General features: G+C 62.8%; 16 protein-coding genes and 1 riboswitch. Of the genes, 9 read left to right on the forward strand and 7 right to left on the reverse strand.

What is annotated here, in order from left to right:
* Positions 1–30: 30 nt before the first annotated feature.
* The 4 genes from FHX06_RS00525 (at position 31) to FHX06_RS00540 (ending at position 3,492) form a co-directional block, all read left to right on the forward strand.
* Positions 31–987 carry a carbohydrate ABC transporter permease gene (locus FHX06_RS00525; protein WP_409564326.1) on the forward strand — a complete coding sequence of 319 codons (957 nt, stop codon included), beginning with the start codon at positions 31–33 and terminating at the stop codon, positions 985–987.
* Positions 980–1,828, forward strand: a complete 849-nt coding sequence (locus FHX06_RS00530) for a carbohydrate ABC transporter permease (RefSeq protein WP_113115941.1) — start codon at positions 980–982, stop codon at positions 1,826–1,828. The genes FHX06_RS00525 and FHX06_RS00530 overlap by 8 nt, the downstream gene beginning before the upstream one ends.
* 18 nt (positions 1,829–1,846) lie before the next feature.
* Positions 1,847–3,052 carry a glycoside hydrolase family 172 protein gene (locus FHX06_RS00535; protein ID WP_183877644.1) on the forward strand — a complete coding sequence of 402 codons (1,206 nt, stop codon included), beginning with the start codon at positions 1,847–1,849 and terminating at the stop codon, positions 3,050–3,052.
* A gap of 107 nt (positions 3,053–3,159) precedes the next feature.
* Positions 3,160–3,492, forward strand: a complete 333-nt coding sequence (locus FHX06_RS00540; protein WP_183877645.1) for an HNH endonuclease — start codon at positions 3,160–3,162, stop codon at positions 3,490–3,492.
* A 59-nt stretch (positions 3,493–3,551) separates the two neighbouring features.
* Here the strand turns inward: FHX06_RS00540 and FHX06_RS00545 are convergent, their stop codons facing one another.
* On the reverse strand, positions 3,552–4,925 hold the full coding sequence (locus FHX06_RS00545) for a TIGR02594 family protein (RefSeq protein ID WP_183877646.1): 1,374 nt from the start codon (positions 4,923–4,925) through the stop codon (positions 3,552–3,554).
* Between the two features lie 166 nt (positions 4,926–5,091).
* On the reverse strand, positions 5,092–5,505 hold the full coding sequence (locus tag FHX06_RS00550; protein WP_113212397.1) for a helix-turn-helix domain-containing protein: 414 nt from the start codon (positions 5,503–5,505) through the stop codon (positions 5,092–5,094).
* A 69-nt stretch (positions 5,506–5,574) separates the two neighbouring features.
* Between FHX06_RS00550 and FHX06_RS00555 the strand changes: the two genes are divergently transcribed.
* Entirely contained in the window at positions 5,575–6,819 is a 1,245-nt protein-coding gene (locus FHX06_RS00555) for an MFS transporter (RefSeq protein WP_183877647.1), read from the forward strand.
* A 209-nt stretch (positions 6,820–7,028) separates the two neighbouring features.
* Positions 7,029–7,667, forward strand: a complete 639-nt coding sequence (locus FHX06_RS00560; protein ID WP_183877648.1) for a glutathione S-transferase family protein — start codon at positions 7,029–7,031, stop codon at positions 7,665–7,667.
* 37 nt (positions 7,668–7,704) lie between these two features.
* Here the strand turns inward: FHX06_RS00560 and FHX06_RS00565 are convergent, their stop codons facing one another.
* Both FHX06_RS00565 and FHX06_RS00570 read right to left on the reverse strand, forming a co-directional pair.
* Positions 7,705–8,031 carry a hypothetical protein gene (locus tag FHX06_RS00565; RefSeq protein WP_018115780.1) on the reverse strand — a complete coding sequence of 109 codons (327 nt, stop codon included), beginning with the start codon at positions 8,029–8,031 and terminating at the stop codon, positions 7,705–7,707.
* A 140-nt stretch (positions 8,032–8,171) separates the two neighbouring features.
* A complete protein-coding gene (locus FHX06_RS00570) occupies positions 8,172–8,930 on the reverse strand; it encodes an SDR family oxidoreductase (RefSeq protein WP_183877649.1) in 759 nt (252 codons plus the stop codon).
* 264 nt (positions 8,931–9,194) lie between these two features.
* Between FHX06_RS00570 and FHX06_RS00575 the strand changes: the two genes are divergently transcribed.
* Positions 9,195–9,926 carry a hypothetical protein gene (locus FHX06_RS00575; RefSeq protein ID WP_183877650.1) on the forward strand — a complete coding sequence of 244 codons (732 nt, stop codon included), beginning with the start codon at positions 9,195–9,197 and terminating at the stop codon, positions 9,924–9,926.
* A gap of 180 nt (positions 9,927–10,106) precedes the next feature.
* On the opposite strand, the gene FHX06_RS00580 is transcribed toward FHX06_RS00575, so the two are convergent.
* Positions 10,107–10,532 carry a GNAT family N-acetyltransferase gene (locus FHX06_RS00580; protein WP_210300357.1) on the reverse strand — a complete coding sequence of 142 codons (426 nt, stop codon included), beginning with the start codon at positions 10,530–10,532 and terminating at the stop codon, positions 10,107–10,109.
* A gap of 263 nt (positions 10,533–10,795) precedes the next feature.
* Here FHX06_RS00580 and FHX06_RS00585 point away from each other — a divergent pair, with 263 nt between their 5' ends.
* The gene (locus FHX06_RS00585) at positions 10,796–11,878 is read left to right on the forward strand and encodes a MerR family transcriptional regulator (RefSeq protein WP_183877651.1); all 1,083 of its coding nucleotides are present in this window, start codon (positions 10,796–10,798) and stop codon (positions 11,876–11,878) included.
* Positions 11,879–11,909: 31 nt separating this feature from the next.
* Here FHX06_RS00585 and crcB read toward each other — a convergent pair whose 3' ends face one another.
* Together crcB and FHX06_RS00595 are read right to left on the reverse strand one after the other, a co-directional pair.
* Positions 11,910–12,341: a fluoride efflux transporter CrcB gene (crcB, locus tag FHX06_RS00590; RefSeq protein ID WP_183877652.1), complete on the reverse strand. Its 432-nt coding sequence runs from the start codon at positions 12,339–12,341 to the stop codon at positions 11,910–11,912.
* Between the two features lie 77 nt (positions 12,342–12,418).
* A riboswitch (Fluoride riboswitch) is annotated at positions 12,419–12,480 on the reverse strand.
* Positions 12,481–12,844: 364 nt separating this feature from the next.
* Complete coding sequence (locus FHX06_RS00595; protein WP_018115774.1) at positions 12,845–13,132, reverse strand: DUF4242 domain-containing protein; 288 nt, start codon at positions 13,130–13,132, stop codon at positions 12,845–12,847.
* A 155-nt stretch (positions 13,133–13,287) separates the two neighbouring features.
* Between FHX06_RS00595 and FHX06_RS00600 the strand changes: the two genes are divergently transcribed.
* Positions 13,288–15,912 carry an ATP-binding protein gene (locus FHX06_RS00600; protein WP_183877653.1) on the forward strand — a complete coding sequence of 875 codons (2,625 nt, stop codon included), beginning with the start codon at positions 13,288–13,290 and terminating at the stop codon, positions 15,910–15,912.
* The last annotated feature ends 314 nt before the right edge of the window (positions 15,913–16,226 follow it).

Here is a 16,226-nt window from a genome sequence, read left to right on the forward strand (position 1 = left end):
GTCTTTCGGGAGATGCAGATGGATACGGGTATGAGCCCACACCAGAACAAGCCGGATCAAAGCCGGACCGATCCGGGCACGCCCCTTCGCCGCAAGGGCCTGTCGGCCAAGCATCGCGAATGGATCGCGGGCTATCTCTTCGTGCTGCCGGATGCGATCGGGCTGCTGATCTTCCTCGGCCTGCCGATGGCGCTTTCGCTGGTGCTGGCACTCTTCGAGGTCAACGGCTTCGGCGGCTATCGCTTCGTCGGCTTTGCCAATTTCCTGCGCATGGGCAAGGACCCGCTTTTCTGGCAGGCGGCCCGCGTCACCGCGCTCTATGCCGTCCTGCTCGTGCCGCTTCTCTATGTCTGCGGCCTCGGCCTTGCCCTTCTCGTGCAGAAGACCAACCGTTTCAATGCCGTCATGCGGGCCATGTTTTTCGCGCCGCACATGGTCAGTCTCGTCGTCGTCGCCGTCGTCTGGCAGTTCATGGTGGTCGACAAGATCGGCGTGATCAACAAGCTGACGCCGCTTCTCGGCATATCGGGCGTTTCCTTTCTCGGCGATCCGCAATTTGCCCTCGTCACCGTCGTCTTCGTCAGCCTCTGGTTCCTGATGGGCTTCTACATGCTGATCTTCTTGGGCGGCTTGCAGGACATCCCCAAGGAATATTACGAAGCGGCCAAGATCGATGGCGCAAGCCCCTATCACTGTTTCTGGCACATCACCCTGCCGCTCCTGAAGCCCACGAGCTTCTTCGTGCTGATGGTCTCGATGGTGGCGGCTGTCGCCGGCGCCCAGGCCTTCGACATCATCTACGTGATGACCAAGGGCGGGCCGGCCAATTCCACCTCGGTGCTGATCGTCTACATCTACCAGCAGGCCTTTTCCTTCGGCGCCTTCGGTTATGCCGCCGCCATGTCCTCGGTGCTGGTCGTCGTCCTGATGCTGGTCACCGCCATCTTCTTCGTCATGACCAAGGGAGGCCGGTTCAACTATGACTGAGGCCCGCGCTTCATCCTATCCTTCCAACTCGCAGGTGACGATCGTGCGCGTCCTCTGGATGCTCGTGACATCGATCCTGGCGCTGATGATCCTCTTTCCGCTTCTGTGGATGGTGTCGATCGCCTTCAAGACACCGGCCGAATCCTTCTCCGCCAACCTGATCCCCGAACATCCGACCCTCGAAAATTTCAAATATGTGCTGACCGGTGTTCCCTTCATCCGCTACATGGCCAACAGCTTCTTCGTGTCGGCGAGCGTGACTGTGATCGCGCTGTTCTTCCACACGATGGCGGGTTATGCGCTGGCGCGCCTGCGCTTTCCCGGCCGCGAGGTGATCTTCCTCGCGATCTTCTCCACCTTCCTCGTGTCCCTGCCCGTCATCATCGTGCCGCTCTTCGTGATCGTGCGCGCCATGGGCATGCTGAACACCTATGCCGGGCTGATCGTGCCGGCGATCTTCAATGCCTTCGGCATCTTCCTTCTCAGGCAATATTACCTATCGCTGCCGCGCGAGATCGAGGAAGCGGCGATCGTCGATGGCGCCGGCTACTGGCGCATCTACTGGAGCATCATCCTGCCGCTCAGCCGGCCGATCATGGCAGCACTCGCCATCCTGTTCTTCCTGGCCAACTGGAACGCCTTCCTCTGGCCGCTGACGGTCGCCTCCAAGGCCGATCTCTGGGTGGTCCAGGTCGGCATCGCCAATTTCAAGAGCCAGTATTCCGCGTCATGGAACTACATGATGGCGGCCTCCACGATCGTCGCCATCCCGACCCTCGTGCTCTTCATCATCTTCCAGCGCCAGATCATGGATTCGCTGAAAACCAGCGGACTGAAATAACATCGAGAGGAGATTTGAATGACCCAGGCTGGCATTTCGCCGCTGCGCGGGCTTGCGACACTGAGAAAGGCGAAGACGCGCCGCTTCTCCAGCTACGACCGCACCGGCGGCAATGACGACAGGCTGCATATCGAGCCCGGCAAGACCGTCGTCATCGCCGAACATGCGGGCGCCGGCATCGTCACGCACATCTGGGCGACGCTTGCCTGCGAGAGCGAAAGCTTCCTGCGCAAGATCGTGCTGCGCGCTTACTGGGATGGCGAGAACAGCCCGAGCATCGAGGCGCCGATCGGCGATTTCTTCGGCATGGGCCATGGGCAGACAGGCAATTATGCCAGCCTGCCGATGCAGGCGAGCCCCGAGGACGGCAAGGCTTTCAACTGCTATTTCCCGATGCCCTTTGGCAGCCACATGCGCTTCACCATCACCAATGAAGCCGAACACGACCTGCTCTTCTACTACTATGTCGACCTCGAGCTGCATGACCGGCTGGAAGACGGCCTCGGCCGCTTCCACGCGCAGTACCGACAGGCGCGCCCCAAGGGCGAGAGCGAGGCGGGTCTCACCAACGAACAGTTCCTCTTCGGCGGCGAGACGACCGACGGCAAGCAGAACTATACGATCCTGGAGGCCGAAGGCCACGGCCACTATGTCGGCGTGCTCTTTTCCGTCTATTCGCGCCGCCGCTCCGATGTCTGGGACTGGTACGGCGAAGGCGACGACATGATCTTCATCGATGGCGAGCCGGGCCTCTCCGTGCCGGATACCGTGCGCAAGCCCGATCCGCGCATCGGCCCGAAAGCGGCGCTGATCGAGTCGCGCGGCGAAAGCAGCCTAGGGGCCAACGACGCCTGGCCGCCGACCCTGCACGGCACCGGCACGGAAGATTATTTCAACACCGCCTGGTGCCCGACGCAGGACTATAGCGGCCCCTATCACGGCATCATCTCCGCCGGCGGCCCGAACTGGACCGAGCCGGTGACGCTGTACCGCTGGCACCTCGAAGACCCCGCCATCTTCCAGAAGCGCATCCGCGTGACGATCGAACACGGCCACGCCAACCGCCGCTCCGACGACATCTCCTCCGTCGCCTTCTGGTACCAGGCCGAACCCCACAAGCCGTTCGATACATTGCCCGCGATGGAAGAGCGCGTTCCGACGTTTCGGCGACCCTACCAGAACTGGAACGCGGCAGCGGCGGCAGCGAAGAGGGGTGGCGCCTAGATGCAGGCGCGTTCCCACGACCGGGGCCATTGGCGGCGGACGGCCTGAACCCGTCACGAGCCAATGCCCGGTTGCCCGCCGGTCCGGCTTGCCGCTAATCTTGCCGCATGCCGCGAAAGAGAAACCAAGACGTCACCTCCTGTTATGAGGCGCCAGCGCCGGATATCTGCCCGCTCTGCGGCCGTGTCGTTCCGGCCGAGCAGCGCGACGAACACCATCTCGTGCCCAAGAGCCGCGGCGGACGGGAAACGCAGGTCCTGCACCGCATCTGCCATCGCCAGATCCACGCACAGTTTTCCGAAGCGGAACTGGAGCGTTCCTATGCAACCGTCGAGGCCCTGCTCGCCCATCCCGCCATCCAGACCTTCGTCGCCTGGGTGAAGAACAAGCCGCCGGGCTTTTACGACGGCACACGGCGGAGCAACCGGCGGCGGGAGTAAGGCGGCGGTTGCTCCGCGCTTTCATCGCCGCGCCGGCATCTCGTCTCTCCCGTTTATCCCTAGCCCCGGCGGATGCCGAGCAGCTTGTAGTGCTCGCTGCCGAGATCGCCGTTCTTGGGATAGTTCTGGTAGCAGACCCTGTTCCCCTGATTGCCGCCGAGGATCTTCAGCTTTGCGCCGAGGTCCTCGACGAAGAACCCCACATGGCCGTTCGTTCCGCCTGCCGGACCGCGGGCAAAGACGGCGATGTCGCCTTCCCTGGGATTGTCGCTGGCATCCTCTCCCCAGTCCTTCCAGCTTCTCGCATCCTGCCGGTCTGTGCCGATCATGCCGGCCTGTTCGACGCAGTAGTTCACGAAGGAGGAACACCAGGCGACGCTGTCGTCGGTTCCGGACCAGTGATTGGTGGTCTTGTGATACATGACGATGCGCGGGTTGTTGGCGCTGCCGGGAACCTCGGCGACACCCTCTGCCAGTTCTTCCCTGGCCTTATCGTAGGGCGTGGCACCCACCGTGGATGCAAGCGGGAACCCGCCCGACAGCACCTTCAGGAAGGTTGCGTGCGTGTAGCCGTCTGCAGCGCCGTCGCCGTTCAGATCGACCTTGGCCCAGTCGCCGTTGCGCTCCAGGATGGTCAGCGGCGTGCCGAGCGCAAGCACCTTTTCGACTGCGAAACTCTCGCCCGGCCCACGGCGCAGGTTGAGCCCGCCGGTGGCGCTGACTTCCGCCAGTTCGGAATGGATCTCGACCGCAGCCGCAAGCAGCGGCGAAGCGCCGAGCATCGGGGCCTCGGAAACCGCGCTGGCGCGGAACTGGCCGAAATCCTTCCATTTTCCGCCGACGATATTGCCGTCGTAACCGACCCCCTTGTAGGCCAGCGGCGGATGCGCCTGGTAGAGCGCCCATTGGTCGGTCTTCAGCATGTCCTTCGTGCCCGACCAGCCGGTTGCCGCTGCCAGCCAGACGAAGTCCGCAAAGCCTGCCTGGCGAACCGCGGCACCGACTGCACCCGAACCATAGACCCCGACACGATGACGGCCGAGCAGCGCCTGCGACACAGCCTGGAAATAAGCCCTGATCGAGGCCAGGTCCGGCGCCTTGTAATAATCGTGATCGACCGAGAAGTAGATCGCCGAATTCCTCGGCTGCCCGTAGCTCTCGGCAAGATCGAGGGCACGGGCTGCGTCCCTCGCACCGGACTCGGCATCGAGATCGCCAATATTGCCGCCCGCACCGCCGCGCTGCTGAAAGACGATGGCCAGCGACAGGCCCGCATCGAGAATGTTGTCGTACTCGGCCTTTTCGATCCGCTTCTGCGGCAGCTTGTTCGAATTGGTATGGTTATAGTAGCGAATAATGGTTTCGACGCCTTCGGCTTTCAGTTCGTTGGCGTATTGGCCCAATTCCCATGGGCTATCGATGACCTTGTGCATGTCGATTCCCCCAAAACGATTTTGAAAAACTGGCTGAAGCCAAATAGAATTACCAGATACACTTATAGGGTGCAATATATATTGCAGAATATCTTTTCACTTCTTCGCCAGAACCTGAACGAAATCTTGGAACTATACTGGCGCAACAGGACAGGATATGCCGGCACTACCTGCCCTTGCCCTTCCGGGCCCGCTTGCCCGCCACCTCGACGAGCCGCCGGAAAGTCGGGCATTCCATATGGGAGGGCGCGGCGCATTCGGCGACGTGGCGCAGCGTGTCGCTGAGCGCGGTCAGCTCCCGGATCTGGCGATCGATCTCGTCGGCCTTCTGGTGCAGCGCGGCGCGCGGCAGGTCCGGCGCGCCGGTCCTGCCGAACATGCCGGATATTTCCTCCAGCGAGAAACCGGCCGTCTTGCCCATGGCGATCAGCTTCAGCTGCAACAGCACATCAGGCGCAAACTGACGGCGCAGCCCATGGCGGAAGACCGAGGTGATGAGCCCGACCTCCTCGTAGTAGCGCAGCGCCGAAGGCTTGATTCCGCTGCGTGCGGAGACTTCTCCGATATCCAGAAATTTCATGCTTGACCTCAAGTTGGCTTGAATTCGTAGCCTGCTCCTGAACGACATTTCAAGCAAGAGGACATCGATATGGATCAGGCGGAAATGAATGGATCGGAGCGAAGGGAAAGACGCGGCGCCACACTGGCGCTCTCACTTTCGATGCTGCTCGCCTCGCTCGGCACCAGCATCGCCAACATCGCCCTGCCCGATCTGGCAAAGGCTTTTTCGGCACCCTTTGCGGAGGTGCAGGGCGTCGTCGTCAGCTATCTCGCAGCCTTGACGATTTCGGTCGTCGTCGCCGGCCGGCTCGGCGATCTCTATGGGCTGAAGCGCATGCAGCTTGCGGGCCTTACCCTCTTTGCCGTGGCTTCGCTGCTTTCGGCAATGGCACCCGATCTGCCGCTGCTGATGGCGGCCCGCGCGGTTCAAGGCGTCGGTGCGGCCTTCCTGATGACGATCTCGATGGCGCTGATGCGCGAGACGGCAAGCGAAGCCCGCATCGGCCGCGCCATGGGCCTGCTCGGCACGGTTTCCGCCCTTGGCACGGCGCTCGGTCCCTCGCTGGGCGGCGCGCTGATCCCGCTTGCCGGCTGGCGCGGCATCTTCTGGGTGCAGGTTCCGCTGGCGGCACTTGCGCTGATCCTGGCGATCGCGGCGCTGCCGACTGACAGGGCCAGGGGCAAGGCACGCCCGGCGAATATGTTTGCCGTGATGGAAAGGCGCCTCCTCCCCAATCTCATCGTCAATATCGTGGTGGCGGCCGTGATGATGGCGACGCTGGTGGTCGGCCCCTTCTATCTCGGCCTGGCACTCGGTCTGAAGGCAGCTTCGGTCGGCCTCGTCATGTCGGTCGGCCCCGTCATCTCCATCGTCAGCGGCGTGCCATCCGGCCGGCTGGTCGATGCCTGGGACGCGCGCACCGTGCTTTCGATCGGCCTTGCCCTGCTCGCCGCCGGCGCCTTCCTCTTGGCGATCCTCCCGCAGATCCTGGATGTAGCGGGCTATATTGCCGCCATCATCGTGCTGACGCCCGGCTATCAGCTTTTCCAGGCCGCCAACAACACCGCCGCCCTTGCCGATGTGCCGAAGGAGCGGCGCGGCATGGCCTCCGGCCTGCTCGGACTGTCACGCAATATCGGCCTGATGGCGGGCGCATCCCTCATGGGCGCGGTCTTTGCCTATGGCGCCGGCACCGGGGATTTCATTCATGCTGCACCGGCGGCGATTTCGGCCGGCATGCAGCTCACCTTCCTGCTCGCCGGCGGGCTGATGATTGGCGCCATGGCAGTCGTCTTCGCTGGCGCCTCTGAGCGGAGATCGGCCAGAGCGTGACAATTGCCGACCTGCCTCGGGCGGAGCGACCAACGCCCGGGGCCGCCTTTACCAAAGCGGCCGTACCGACATGCCGTCATCGGCGATTATCGAGCTGCCTGTCATGACGTCCGACAGGTCCGACCCTTCCAAAAACCTCTTGCAGGTGCAACCATATGACGCTGACGACGAGGACGCATTGAAGCGCGATACAGCCTTCGGAGGAATTGATGCATTACACACTTCATGCGGCGCCCGGCTCCTGTGCTTTTGCGCCTCACATCCTGTTGGAGGAAATAGGGAAGCCCTATTCGCTGGCGTTAATGTCTCCAGGCCATCCAGAAACCAAGACTGAGGAATTCCGTCGATTGAACCCGAAAGGGCGAATCCCTGTTCTTGCTGCCGAGAATTTCATCCTCACGGAAGCGCCGGCAATCATGTTGCACCTCGGTCTGGAAAATCCCGATTCCGGGCTCCTGGGAACGGATGCGATCGACATCGTCCGTTCCGTCGAATGGTTTAACTGGCTGTCGAGCGCGGTTCACGCCGTCGCCGTCCGGATGATCTGGCGTGCCGACTTTTTCTTACCGGATGAATCGATGCACCCGCCGCTGGTAGACAAGGGAAAAGAGCATTTGACCTCCGCTTTTGCACTTGTAGAAACCAGATTGAAGGACCGGGTTTTGGCAGTCGGAGAGCATTACTCGATTGTTGATCCCTATCTACTCGTATTCTTCAGGTGGGGAAATCGCATGGCAATTGACATGCAGAATGCCTACCCTGCCTGGACCTCCCATGCTCGTCGCCTGGAGGGCCGCGCGGCAGTGCAGCGAGCCATATCGCAGGAAGGAATTTCCCTCTGGAAGTAGAATTTCAGTTGCATCATGCGAAGATTGGCAAGGCAGCTCAGGTAAATACGGCAATGCAGACGGCGGTCCAGAGCAACCCCGTCCCCAGTACCATCGCTCGCCTGGCGACGGCGACCTTGTCTGGCTCGTCCTCCGCCACAGGCGTGGTCACGATCCAGGGCACGCAACCAAGTGCGGCAAATCCGAGGACGGCGACGATCAGCACGAGATAATCGACGGCACGCCAGCTCCCCTGTTCATAGACACCCCAGTAACCCAGAAAGGCCATTCCGACCGCAAACATGGTGGCGGATGCGGAGCAGAGCCCCGTGACCGACCCGGTAGGCGCACGCAAATTGCTTTTTTCACGTGTCTGCGAATTCATGAGGCAATATCCACACCGGTTGGCTGTCCCGCGGCGAATATGTCAGGAATCGAGCGCGGCGTGAAGCGCTGGCGACCTTCTGGAATGGCCGCGAACTTCCCCGCCTCGGGCGGCGCGACCACCGCCCGAGACCAGTGCGGCTAGAGCAGCCGGACCGACATGCCGCCATCGACGATCATCGGGCTGCCGGTCATGAAGCTCGACTGGTCCGACAGCAGGAAGAGCGCTGCCTGCGCGATCTCCTTCGCTGCGGCCATCCGCTTCATCGGATGCAGGCCCGAGATATAATCGAGGAATTCGGGGTTGTTCTCTCCACCTGCCGGCGTGATCGTTCCGCCGGGAAGCAGGCTGTTGATCCTGATGCCGTCGGCCGCGTAATCGGCGGCGACCGATTGCACGAGACCGATCAGGCCCGCCTTGGAGGCTGCGTAAGCCCCCATGCCGGGCAGGCCGCCATTGCTGTATCCGACGAAGGATGAGGTGAAGACGATCGAGCCGCCGCGCTGTGCCTTCATCACAGGCAGCTGCGCCTTCAGCGCGAAGAAGGCGCTCGTCAGGTTGGTGGACATCACCGCCTCCCAGTTGGCAGCGCTCATCTCCGAAAACGCCGCCATCTCGCCGACAATGCCGGCATTGTTGAAGGCGCCGTCGAGCCGGCCATAGGCATCGAGCGCCCGGTCGACGAGCGCCTGCGCATAGGCTTCATCACGCACGTCACCGGCCAGAGACGTTGCCATGCCGCCCATTTCGATGATCTCGGAAACGAGCTCCGAGAGGGTCTGCGCCCGCCGCGCACCGAGCACGAGCTTTGCGCCCTTCGCCGCAAACAGCCGGGCGGCGGCGGCCCCGATGCCGCTGCTTGCACCTGAAATGATGATGACCTTGTCTTCGAGTTCCATATCCGAGCCTCCTGTTTTCATGGCAACGGAGGCGTAGGAAATATGAGAAGCGGCAGCCACCCGATTCCGGATCGGCGGCCCGCCACCCGACGAGGAACCCGTTAACCATCTCCCGCTCTCTAGGACTATGGTCCGACGAATGACAGACCTCGGTCCGATGCACGCTCCGCGTTTCGCGCCTAACATCGTTCTCATCCTGATGGCCGCTTTCCAGAGTCGGCTATCTCACGATTTTCGATGAATTATCCTGCGAGGGAGACCCGGATGCGTATCGCAACTCTTGCGTCCATAGCCGCACTTTCGATTGCCATGGCTTCCAGCCCGCTGACGATCACCGGCACCGATATTGCCGCCATGGCAAAGGGCGGTGGAAACGGTGGCGGCAACGGCGGCGGCAACGGCGGCGGCAATGGTGGAGGTAATGGCGGCGGCAACGGTGGCGGTAACGGCAGCAGCAATAGTGGCGGCAATGGCGGCGGACAAAGCGGCAGCCACGAGAACCGCGGCCACCAGTCCAGCAATTCGAAGACGGGCAATTCGAAGACGGGCAACTCATCGCACGACAATTCGAAATCCGAAAACGAAGCCAGGGGCAAATCCGGCGAAGCGAAGACAAAATCGCTGGCAGCGAAAAACTCGCCTCCCGAGATCAAGCACAAGAACCTGACCTCCGAGTTCAAGGGCCTCAACTCTCTCAACCGCAGCTACAAGGCCTATCTGCACACGTCCGATCCGAAGATGACCGCGATTGCTGCCTACGCGGTTGCCTATGCCCAGTTCGAACTCGACAACGGCATTGAACCCTCGGTCGACGATCCCGTCCTCGGCGATGACGCCTTGGAGGATGCGCTCGCTTCCGCCACGCGTCATGGCGAAGTGAGCCCGGCAGTCCTCGCCGAGGCCAAGGCCATTCTCGGCGTCGGTGACGCCGACGGCAAGATTGACCAGATCCGTGAATCCCTGTCCGACTCCGCCCCGACCTCGGCAGGGAATTAACGGCCGCTCGATCCGCCGGGCGGCATACCCGGCGGATCGATTGCACCTGTCATGGGTTTTCCCACGGGCAGGATAATTTCTTTCCCCTCGCAATTCCCCGTCGCCGCGCCGACGTGCGCCAGAGCGCCACGAATCTCCTTCGACTAGCTTTGCAAGGGCGGCGCCGGCGCAGATGCCGCTTCAGGAAATCTGCTTTGCAAGGAGCGGAACCGCTCTGTCCGCATCGACGAGCAGCCAACCAAGCTTTTCGTAGAAGGCCACCGCATCCGGTGCGGCGTGAACTTCCAGCTGCGTGATGCCTCTGTCGGTGGCGAGCCGTTCAAGAGCCTCCATCATGGCTCTGCCAATTCCCTGCCGCTGATATTGCGGAGTGATTGCGACGAGGCGCACGGTTGCAGGGGCGCCACCCACGAGCCCGATATCCAGCCGCACGGTGCCAACCGGGACATCGTCGTAGATGAACAGCAGCGGAAGATGATTTTCCCGATGCTCGTCCGGATGATCCTCATCATAGCCAGCCTGGCCACGCAGTTCGAAGAGAACGTGACGTCTGATCGCGTGGTATGCCTGCCACTGGTTTCTGTCCTGCACCTGCAGCAACTGCATTTTTATCGCCTGCTTGCCTCAGTCATTTTGATCGCAACCGTCATCTACGCATGGATTTGCCGTAGCGTACTGATCCCACCCTGTCCTGCAATAGACGCCTCTGGCCAACATCGGGCAGCGACCCATGAACCGATATTGTCTCGTCACGACCGCCTGAGCCTTGTCCGGTATCGAGCCGAAACCGGAAAAACCCGCAAAAAACCTCTTGAGCCGGACCCAGCGTCATAGCTTAGAAACGGTTCCGACACATCGCGGGAGGCCTGATGGACGCCAAGGGACGGGAAGAAAGCTGGCTGACGGCGGCGCAATGCGCCGAGCGGATCGGCATCACGGTGCGCGCGCTGAGGCTCTATGAGGAAACCGGGCTCATCCGGCCGCCGCGCACGGGAAAGAACTGGCGGCTTTATGGCACAAGGGAAATTGCACGGCTCACCGAGATCCTGGCGCTGAAGCGGCTGGGGCTCAGCCTGCAGGACATCGCCCGGCTGCTCGCCGGCCACGCGACCGATCTCGACCGCATGCTCGCCATGCAGAACCACGCCCTGCAGGAGCAGCTGACCCGCACGCAGCACAGCCTCGCCATGACAGACGCGCTGCGGGCGAAGATGACTGCAGGCGACATTCTCTCGATCGATGAACTGCTGAAGCTCGCAAAGGACACGAACATGACCGATACCTCAGCCGATGCCATAGCCTGGCGTCGTTATGAGCAGGCGCGACCGCGCACCGAACAGAAGATCGACCCTGCGCTCTATGCCGATTATGCCGGACACTATCATCTGGATACGTCGGCCTATGTGGTAAGGCTGCGCGACGGGCGGCTCTTCACGCGCTTGACCGGTCAGCCGGAGCTAGAAATCTTCGCCGAGGATGCCGACCGCTTCTTCTACAAGGCGGTTCAGGCACAGATCACCTTTACCCGCAACGAAAGCGGCGCTGTCACCGGCCTCGTGCTGCACCAGCACGGCTATGAACAGGCAGCATCCCGCATCGACGAACGCGCCGCGACCGATCTGGAAGAGGCGATTGCCACGCGCATCCGCGACAAGCAGCCGGTGGAAAACAGCAAGGCGCTGCTGGAACAGGTCATCGAACAGCACCAGCGCGGCGAACCCGACTATGAGCGGATGAGCCCGCCGCTCGCCGCCCTCGCACGCGAACAAGCTGCCATGATCAAGGCCGATCTCGATCGCATGGGGCCGCTCAGGGACATATCCTTCAAGGGCGTGACGGCGGAAGGCTGGGATGTCTACGACGTAGCCTTCGACAACGGCCATCTCGAATGGAGTTTCGCGCTGGCGGCAGACGGAAGATTCGGAGGCATCTTCATTCGCCCCTCGCTGTGATCAGTCACGGGGCAGACGTCCCTGCCCCGCCTCAAGCCTGCTCCTCGATCGCCGCCTGCGCCACTTGCGCCACCCCGCTATTGATCCGCGTGGCGATCAGATGTCCGACCGCCACCGCCCCGATGCAGAGCACGACGGAGGCCGCGACATTGATGCAGGCCCGCACCGTGGCGCCCGAGCGCAGCAGGTCGAGCGTCTGCAGGCTGAAGGAAGAGAAGGTGGTGTAGCCGCCGCAGAGGCCGATCATCACGAAGAGGCGCATATTGTCGGAGACCGGAAAACGGCCATTGGCGAGCGTCAGCGTGCTGAACAGGCCGATGATCAGCGAGCCCGTGACATTTATGATAACGGTGCCCCAGGGCAGATCGCGGCTGATGGGCATGGCGAGGACGGATACGGCGTAACGCGCGAAGGTGCCGAGGGCACCGCCGGCCATGACGATAAGGCAGGTATAGAAGGACATGCTCGCTCCAAAACATCAGGGCGGGCAATAAAAAACCCGCCTTGCGGCGGGCTCCGGACAGATTCCCACCGCGGCTAAACACGGTAGGAGTCATCAGCCTTGTGGGCGGTTTCGGGGGCACTCCATCCCCATCGGTTTGATCTATAACGCGAGCTGCGGTGAAGTGGCAAGGGGCTGACTTGCGTGACAGTGCAGGCTCGAACCTCCCCATTCCTGTTTCCTCATGCGGGCACGAGAGCTGTCAAAGAGATCCGGCAGCGGCGCGCCAGCGCGGCGAGAGACTCATCTACCATGGGAGTGGAAAAAAATCTTTCCTGGCCAAGGACTTGGGCAGGCTGGTCGCTTTGAGATCTCTCGTGCCAGCACGAGGAAACAGGGTGGCGGTGTCGAATGCAGCTCCTTCTGTTGCACCTTCATCCCCCCATTCCCTCCCCGGTCTTGCCCGAGGAGGGAACGAGGTAAGCGCCGGCCGCCGCCCCTCGCGTTGCAGCCGGCGGGGTAACTCATGCGCGCATGGTCTGCCGGGCCGTCTGGGGACCGAACTCCGAGGCGATCTCGCTCACAAGATCGGCCGGGAAGCCGCCTTCGCGGGCGTGGCGGTAGACGGTTTCAGCGCTGTCGGCCTCATGCACGCAGTAGATCTTGTCGCCGGCGACATAGCTGGTAATCCAGGTATAGGGCCGGTCGAGGCCCTCGACGACCTGGTTCGACTTGGCGGAAATGTTGCACAGGTCTTCCGAGGTGAGCTTGCTTGCGCCGGGAATATTGCGTTCGATAAGATATCTGGGCATGGCGACCTCCTGTTCGCATCCATGTTGACGAAACGGACGCTAGGCCTATGCCGGGGTCGGCGCATCGGGATATCTCCCCATTTTCTGGCGCTCGCCGCCCTATTTTGACACGCTCCCCTATTCCCAGCCGCCGACGATGCTGGCAATAATCCGCCATGCGGCTAATCGAGCGCGCCCCCAATCTCGATCATCTTCAGTCGTTGTTGCGCGAAGCCGCCGACGGCAGTGGCAGGGTCGTGCTTCTGGAAGGGGAAGCGGGTGCGGGAAAATCCTCCCTTGCCGCAGCCTTCGCCGGCGCCGTGCCCGAGGATACCCGCGTTCTCTCCGGCGCCTGCGAGAATTTCGGCACGGCCGAGCCGCTCGGCCCCTGGCGCGATATTGCCCGGCAAGCCCGCTGGTCGCTGACAAGGGTCACGGGCGGCAACTGGATCGCCCTTTTCTCCGAAGTGCTCGATCTACTGACCGATGGCGGCCGGCCGACCTTGCTCGTCATCGAGGATATTCACTGGGCCGATGACGCCACGCTGAACCTCATCCGCTATATCGGCCGGCGCATCCGCCACACCTGCCTGCTGCTGGTCGCAACAGCGCGGAATGACGATACGCCGGGCCAGACGCGGCTCAGGCGGCTGCTGGCCGATATTCCGCCCGCCCACTGGCTGCGCATCACCGTCCCGCCGCTGTCGAAGGCCGCCGTGCTGGAGCTTGCCGACAGCAAGGGCCTCGATGGCGAAGCGATCTTCAGCGCCACCGGCGGCAACGCCTATTTCGTCAGCGAGCTCGTGGATTGCGCCGGCAGCGACAGCCTGCCTCCATTCAGCCGCGACCAGCTGCCGACAACCATCCGCGATGCCGTGCTGGCGCGCGCCGATATCCTTGACGAGCATGACAGGGAAGCGCTCTGGGCGGCCTCAACCTCGCCCGATGCCTTTGCGCCCGAACTGATCGAGTCGATCTGCGGCAGCACCGCCCGCGCCTCGCTCGAGGCCTGCACCGCCTGCGGGCTTCTGGTGCCAGCCGGTGGCAAGGGCAGCAACCTCCTCATGTTCCGCCATGAGATCGCCAGGCAGGCCATCGAGCAATCGCTGCCGCCGCTGCGCCGCCGGGCGCTGCATGAAAAGGCGCTCGCCTATTTCCGCGACCGGCCGGAGGCCTCGGTCGCGCGCATGGTCCACCATGCCAACGAAGCGCAGGACATGAGCGCGATCTCCGAGCTCGCCCCGAAGGCTGCGGCCGATGCCGGCAGGCTCGGCGCCCACCGGCAGGCGATGCGCCATTACGAGCTGGCGCTTGCCCATGCCGGCGACCTGAGCGATGCCACCCGCGCCTGCCTCTACGAGGGCTATGCCTTCGAATGCCACCTGACCGGCCAGATGGAACGGGCCATTGCCGCCCAGACAAGCGCGCTTGCGCTCTACCGCGCGCTCGGCGACATCAGGCATGTCGGCGACAACCTGCGCTGGCTGTCGCGGCTGAGCTATCTTGCCGGAGACCGCAAGGGCGCCGATGCCTTCGGCCGCGAGGCGGTTGACGTGCTGGAGCAGGCAGCAAGCCCCGCCGAACTCGCCATGGGCTATTCCAACCTGTCGCAGCTCGGCATGCTGGCCGGTGACGCCGAAACCGCCACACTTTACGGCGAGCGCGCGATCGCGCTGGTGACATCGGACGACATCGCCAGGCCCGAGGTCCTCTGCCATGCGCTGAACAATGTCGGCACCGCCATCTGCTGGCGCGAGCCGGACCGTGCCCGCCAAACGCTCGATCAGGCGCTGGCGATCGCTCTCGACCACGGCTTCCAGGAACATGCTGCCCGTGCCTTCACCAACCGCGCCTGGGTGGAAATCCGGCTCCACGCATTTGATGCCGCCGAGGATGTGCTGACGCGGGGCATCGCCTATTGCATCGAGCATGACCTCGATACATGGCGCGACTACATGCGCGGCGAGCTTGCGGAACTGCTGACCGTCCTCGGCCGCTGGGACGAAGCAACGGCCGCGGCGCAAGCCGTGGTCGACAACCAGAACGCCCCGGCGCTATGCCGCTACCCCTCGCTCGTGGCGCTGGCGACGCTGAAAACGCGGCGCGGCGAACCATCGGACGAGCTCTTGCAGGAAATGGCGAAATTCCTCGAAAACACCTTCGAGTTCCAGCGCCTGTCCGCCCATGCCGCATTGGTGGCCGAGCGCGCCTGGCTCGGCCTCTGCGACCGGGAGGAAGCGCTTGCCGGCCTGCGGCAGGCCGCTTCCCTCTGCAGCGACGATGCCGCCGGCTCGATGATCGGCTTCTGGGCGCATATTCTCGAAGAAACCGGCCTTGCGCCTGACGGCGACGATGGCGACGCAGCCGTGATCGCCACGCTGAGAGGCCGATGGCAGGAGGCTGCCGATATCTGGACCGACCGCCGCGCGCCCTATCTCACCGCCCTCGCCTTGCTCGACGGCGACAATGACGCGCTCTACCGGGCCCTGGCGACGCTGGAGGCCCTCGGCGCCACTGCCGTCGTCACCAACGCGAAGGAACTGATCCGCAAGCGCGGCGGCCGGCTTGCGACGCGCGGCCCCCGCGCCAGCACCCAGGCCAACGCCGCCGGCCTCACGACACGCGAAATGGACGTGCTGCGGCTGATCGACGAGGGCCGCTCCAATGCCGAGATCGGCGCGCGCCTGTTCGTCTCGGCCAAAACCGTCGATCACCACATCTCCTCGATCCTCGCCAAGCTGAATGCGAAATCGAGGGGCCAGGCGGCGGCTGAGGGGCGCAGGCTGCGGCTATTGCAGTAGAAAGGACGCCCCTGCCCGGACCGCGCCGTCCATCAGGATCACTCCGCAATGCGGCCAGCAACAGGCATTGCCAATACAACGCCTCGCGCAATGCCGATAAGATTTTCCAGTCCGGACGTATTGCAAACAAGCTCGAATGGAGGGTTTTTATTTGCGACTGCCGAGGTGTTCAAAAATCTATAGATTGACCTAAAGTTTTCCGACCGCGCAGCGAAAGTATAGCAAGATTAATTATTAAAAATTATCTTGACCGGCACCTTCCGCGATAGTTTAATTGTAAAATGCCACCCCACCGGGAGGCTGGACATCGAAAC

Origin of the sequence: Rhizobium sp. BK512 (assembly GCF_014194915.1) — a bacterium.
Taxonomy (GTDB): domain Bacteria; phylum Pseudomonadota; class Alphaproteobacteria; order Rhizobiales; family Rhizobiaceae; genus Rhizobium.

What these genes read in the sequence shown, in the direction of transcription:
- FHX06_RS00525 (WP_409564326.1), top strand. Translation starts at nt 31, where the DNA reads ATGAGCCCACACCAGAACAAGCCGGATCAAAGCCGGACCGATCCGGGC.
- FHX06_RS00530 (WP_113115941.1), top strand. Translation starts at nt 980, where the DNA reads ATGACTGAGGCCCGCGCTTCATCCTATCCTTCCAACTCGCAGGTGACG.
- FHX06_RS00535 (WP_183877644.1), top strand. Translation starts at nt 1,847, where the DNA reads ATGACCCAGGCTGGCATTTCGCCGCTGCGCGGGCTTGCGACACTGAGA.
- FHX06_RS00540 (WP_183877645.1), top strand. Translation starts at nt 3,160, where the DNA reads ATGCCGCGAAAGAGAAACCAAGACGTCACCTCCTGTTATGAGGCGCCA.
- FHX06_RS00545 (WP_183877646.1), bottom strand. Translation starts at nt 4,925, where the DNA reads ATGCACAAGGTCATCGATAGCCCATGGGAATTGGGCCAATACGCCAAC.
- FHX06_RS00550 (WP_113212397.1), bottom strand. Translation starts at nt 5,505, where the DNA reads ATGAAATTTCTGGATATCGGAGAAGTCTCCGCACGCAGCGGAATCAAG.
- FHX06_RS00555 (WP_183877647.1), top strand. Translation starts at nt 5,575, where the DNA reads ATGGATCAGGCGGAAATGAATGGATCGGAGCGAAGGGAAAGACGCGGC.
- FHX06_RS00560 (WP_183877648.1), top strand. Translation starts at nt 7,029, where the DNA reads ATGCATTACACACTTCATGCGGCGCCCGGCTCCTGTGCTTTTGCGCCT.
- FHX06_RS00565 (WP_018115780.1), bottom strand. Translation starts at nt 8,031, where the DNA reads ATGAATTCGCAGACACGTGAAAAAAGCAATTTGCGTGCGCCTACCGGG.
- FHX06_RS00570 (WP_183877649.1), bottom strand. Translation starts at nt 8,930, where the DNA reads ATGGAACTCGAAGACAAGGTCATCATCATTTCAGGTGCAAGCAGCGGC.
- FHX06_RS00575 (WP_183877650.1), top strand. Translation starts at nt 9,195, where the DNA reads ATGCGTATCGCAACTCTTGCGTCCATAGCCGCACTTTCGATTGCCATG.
- FHX06_RS00580 (WP_210300357.1), bottom strand. Translation starts at nt 10,532, where the DNA reads ATGCAGTTGCTGCAGGTGCAGGACAGAAACCAGTGGCAGGCATACCAC.
- FHX06_RS00585 (WP_183877651.1), top strand. Translation starts at nt 10,796, where the DNA reads ATGGACGCCAAGGGACGGGAAGAAAGCTGGCTGACGGCGGCGCAATGC.
- crcB (WP_183877652.1), bottom strand. Translation starts at nt 12,341, where the DNA reads ATGTCCTTCTATACCTGCCTTATCGTCATGGCCGGCGGTGCCCTCGGC.
- FHX06_RS00595 (WP_018115774.1), bottom strand. Translation starts at nt 13,132, where the DNA reads ATGCCCAGATATCTTATCGAACGCAATATTCCCGGCGCAAGCAAGCTC.
- FHX06_RS00600 (WP_183877653.1), top strand. Translation starts at nt 13,288, where the DNA reads ATGCGGCTAATCGAGCGCGCCCCCAATCTCGATCATCTTCAGTCGTTG.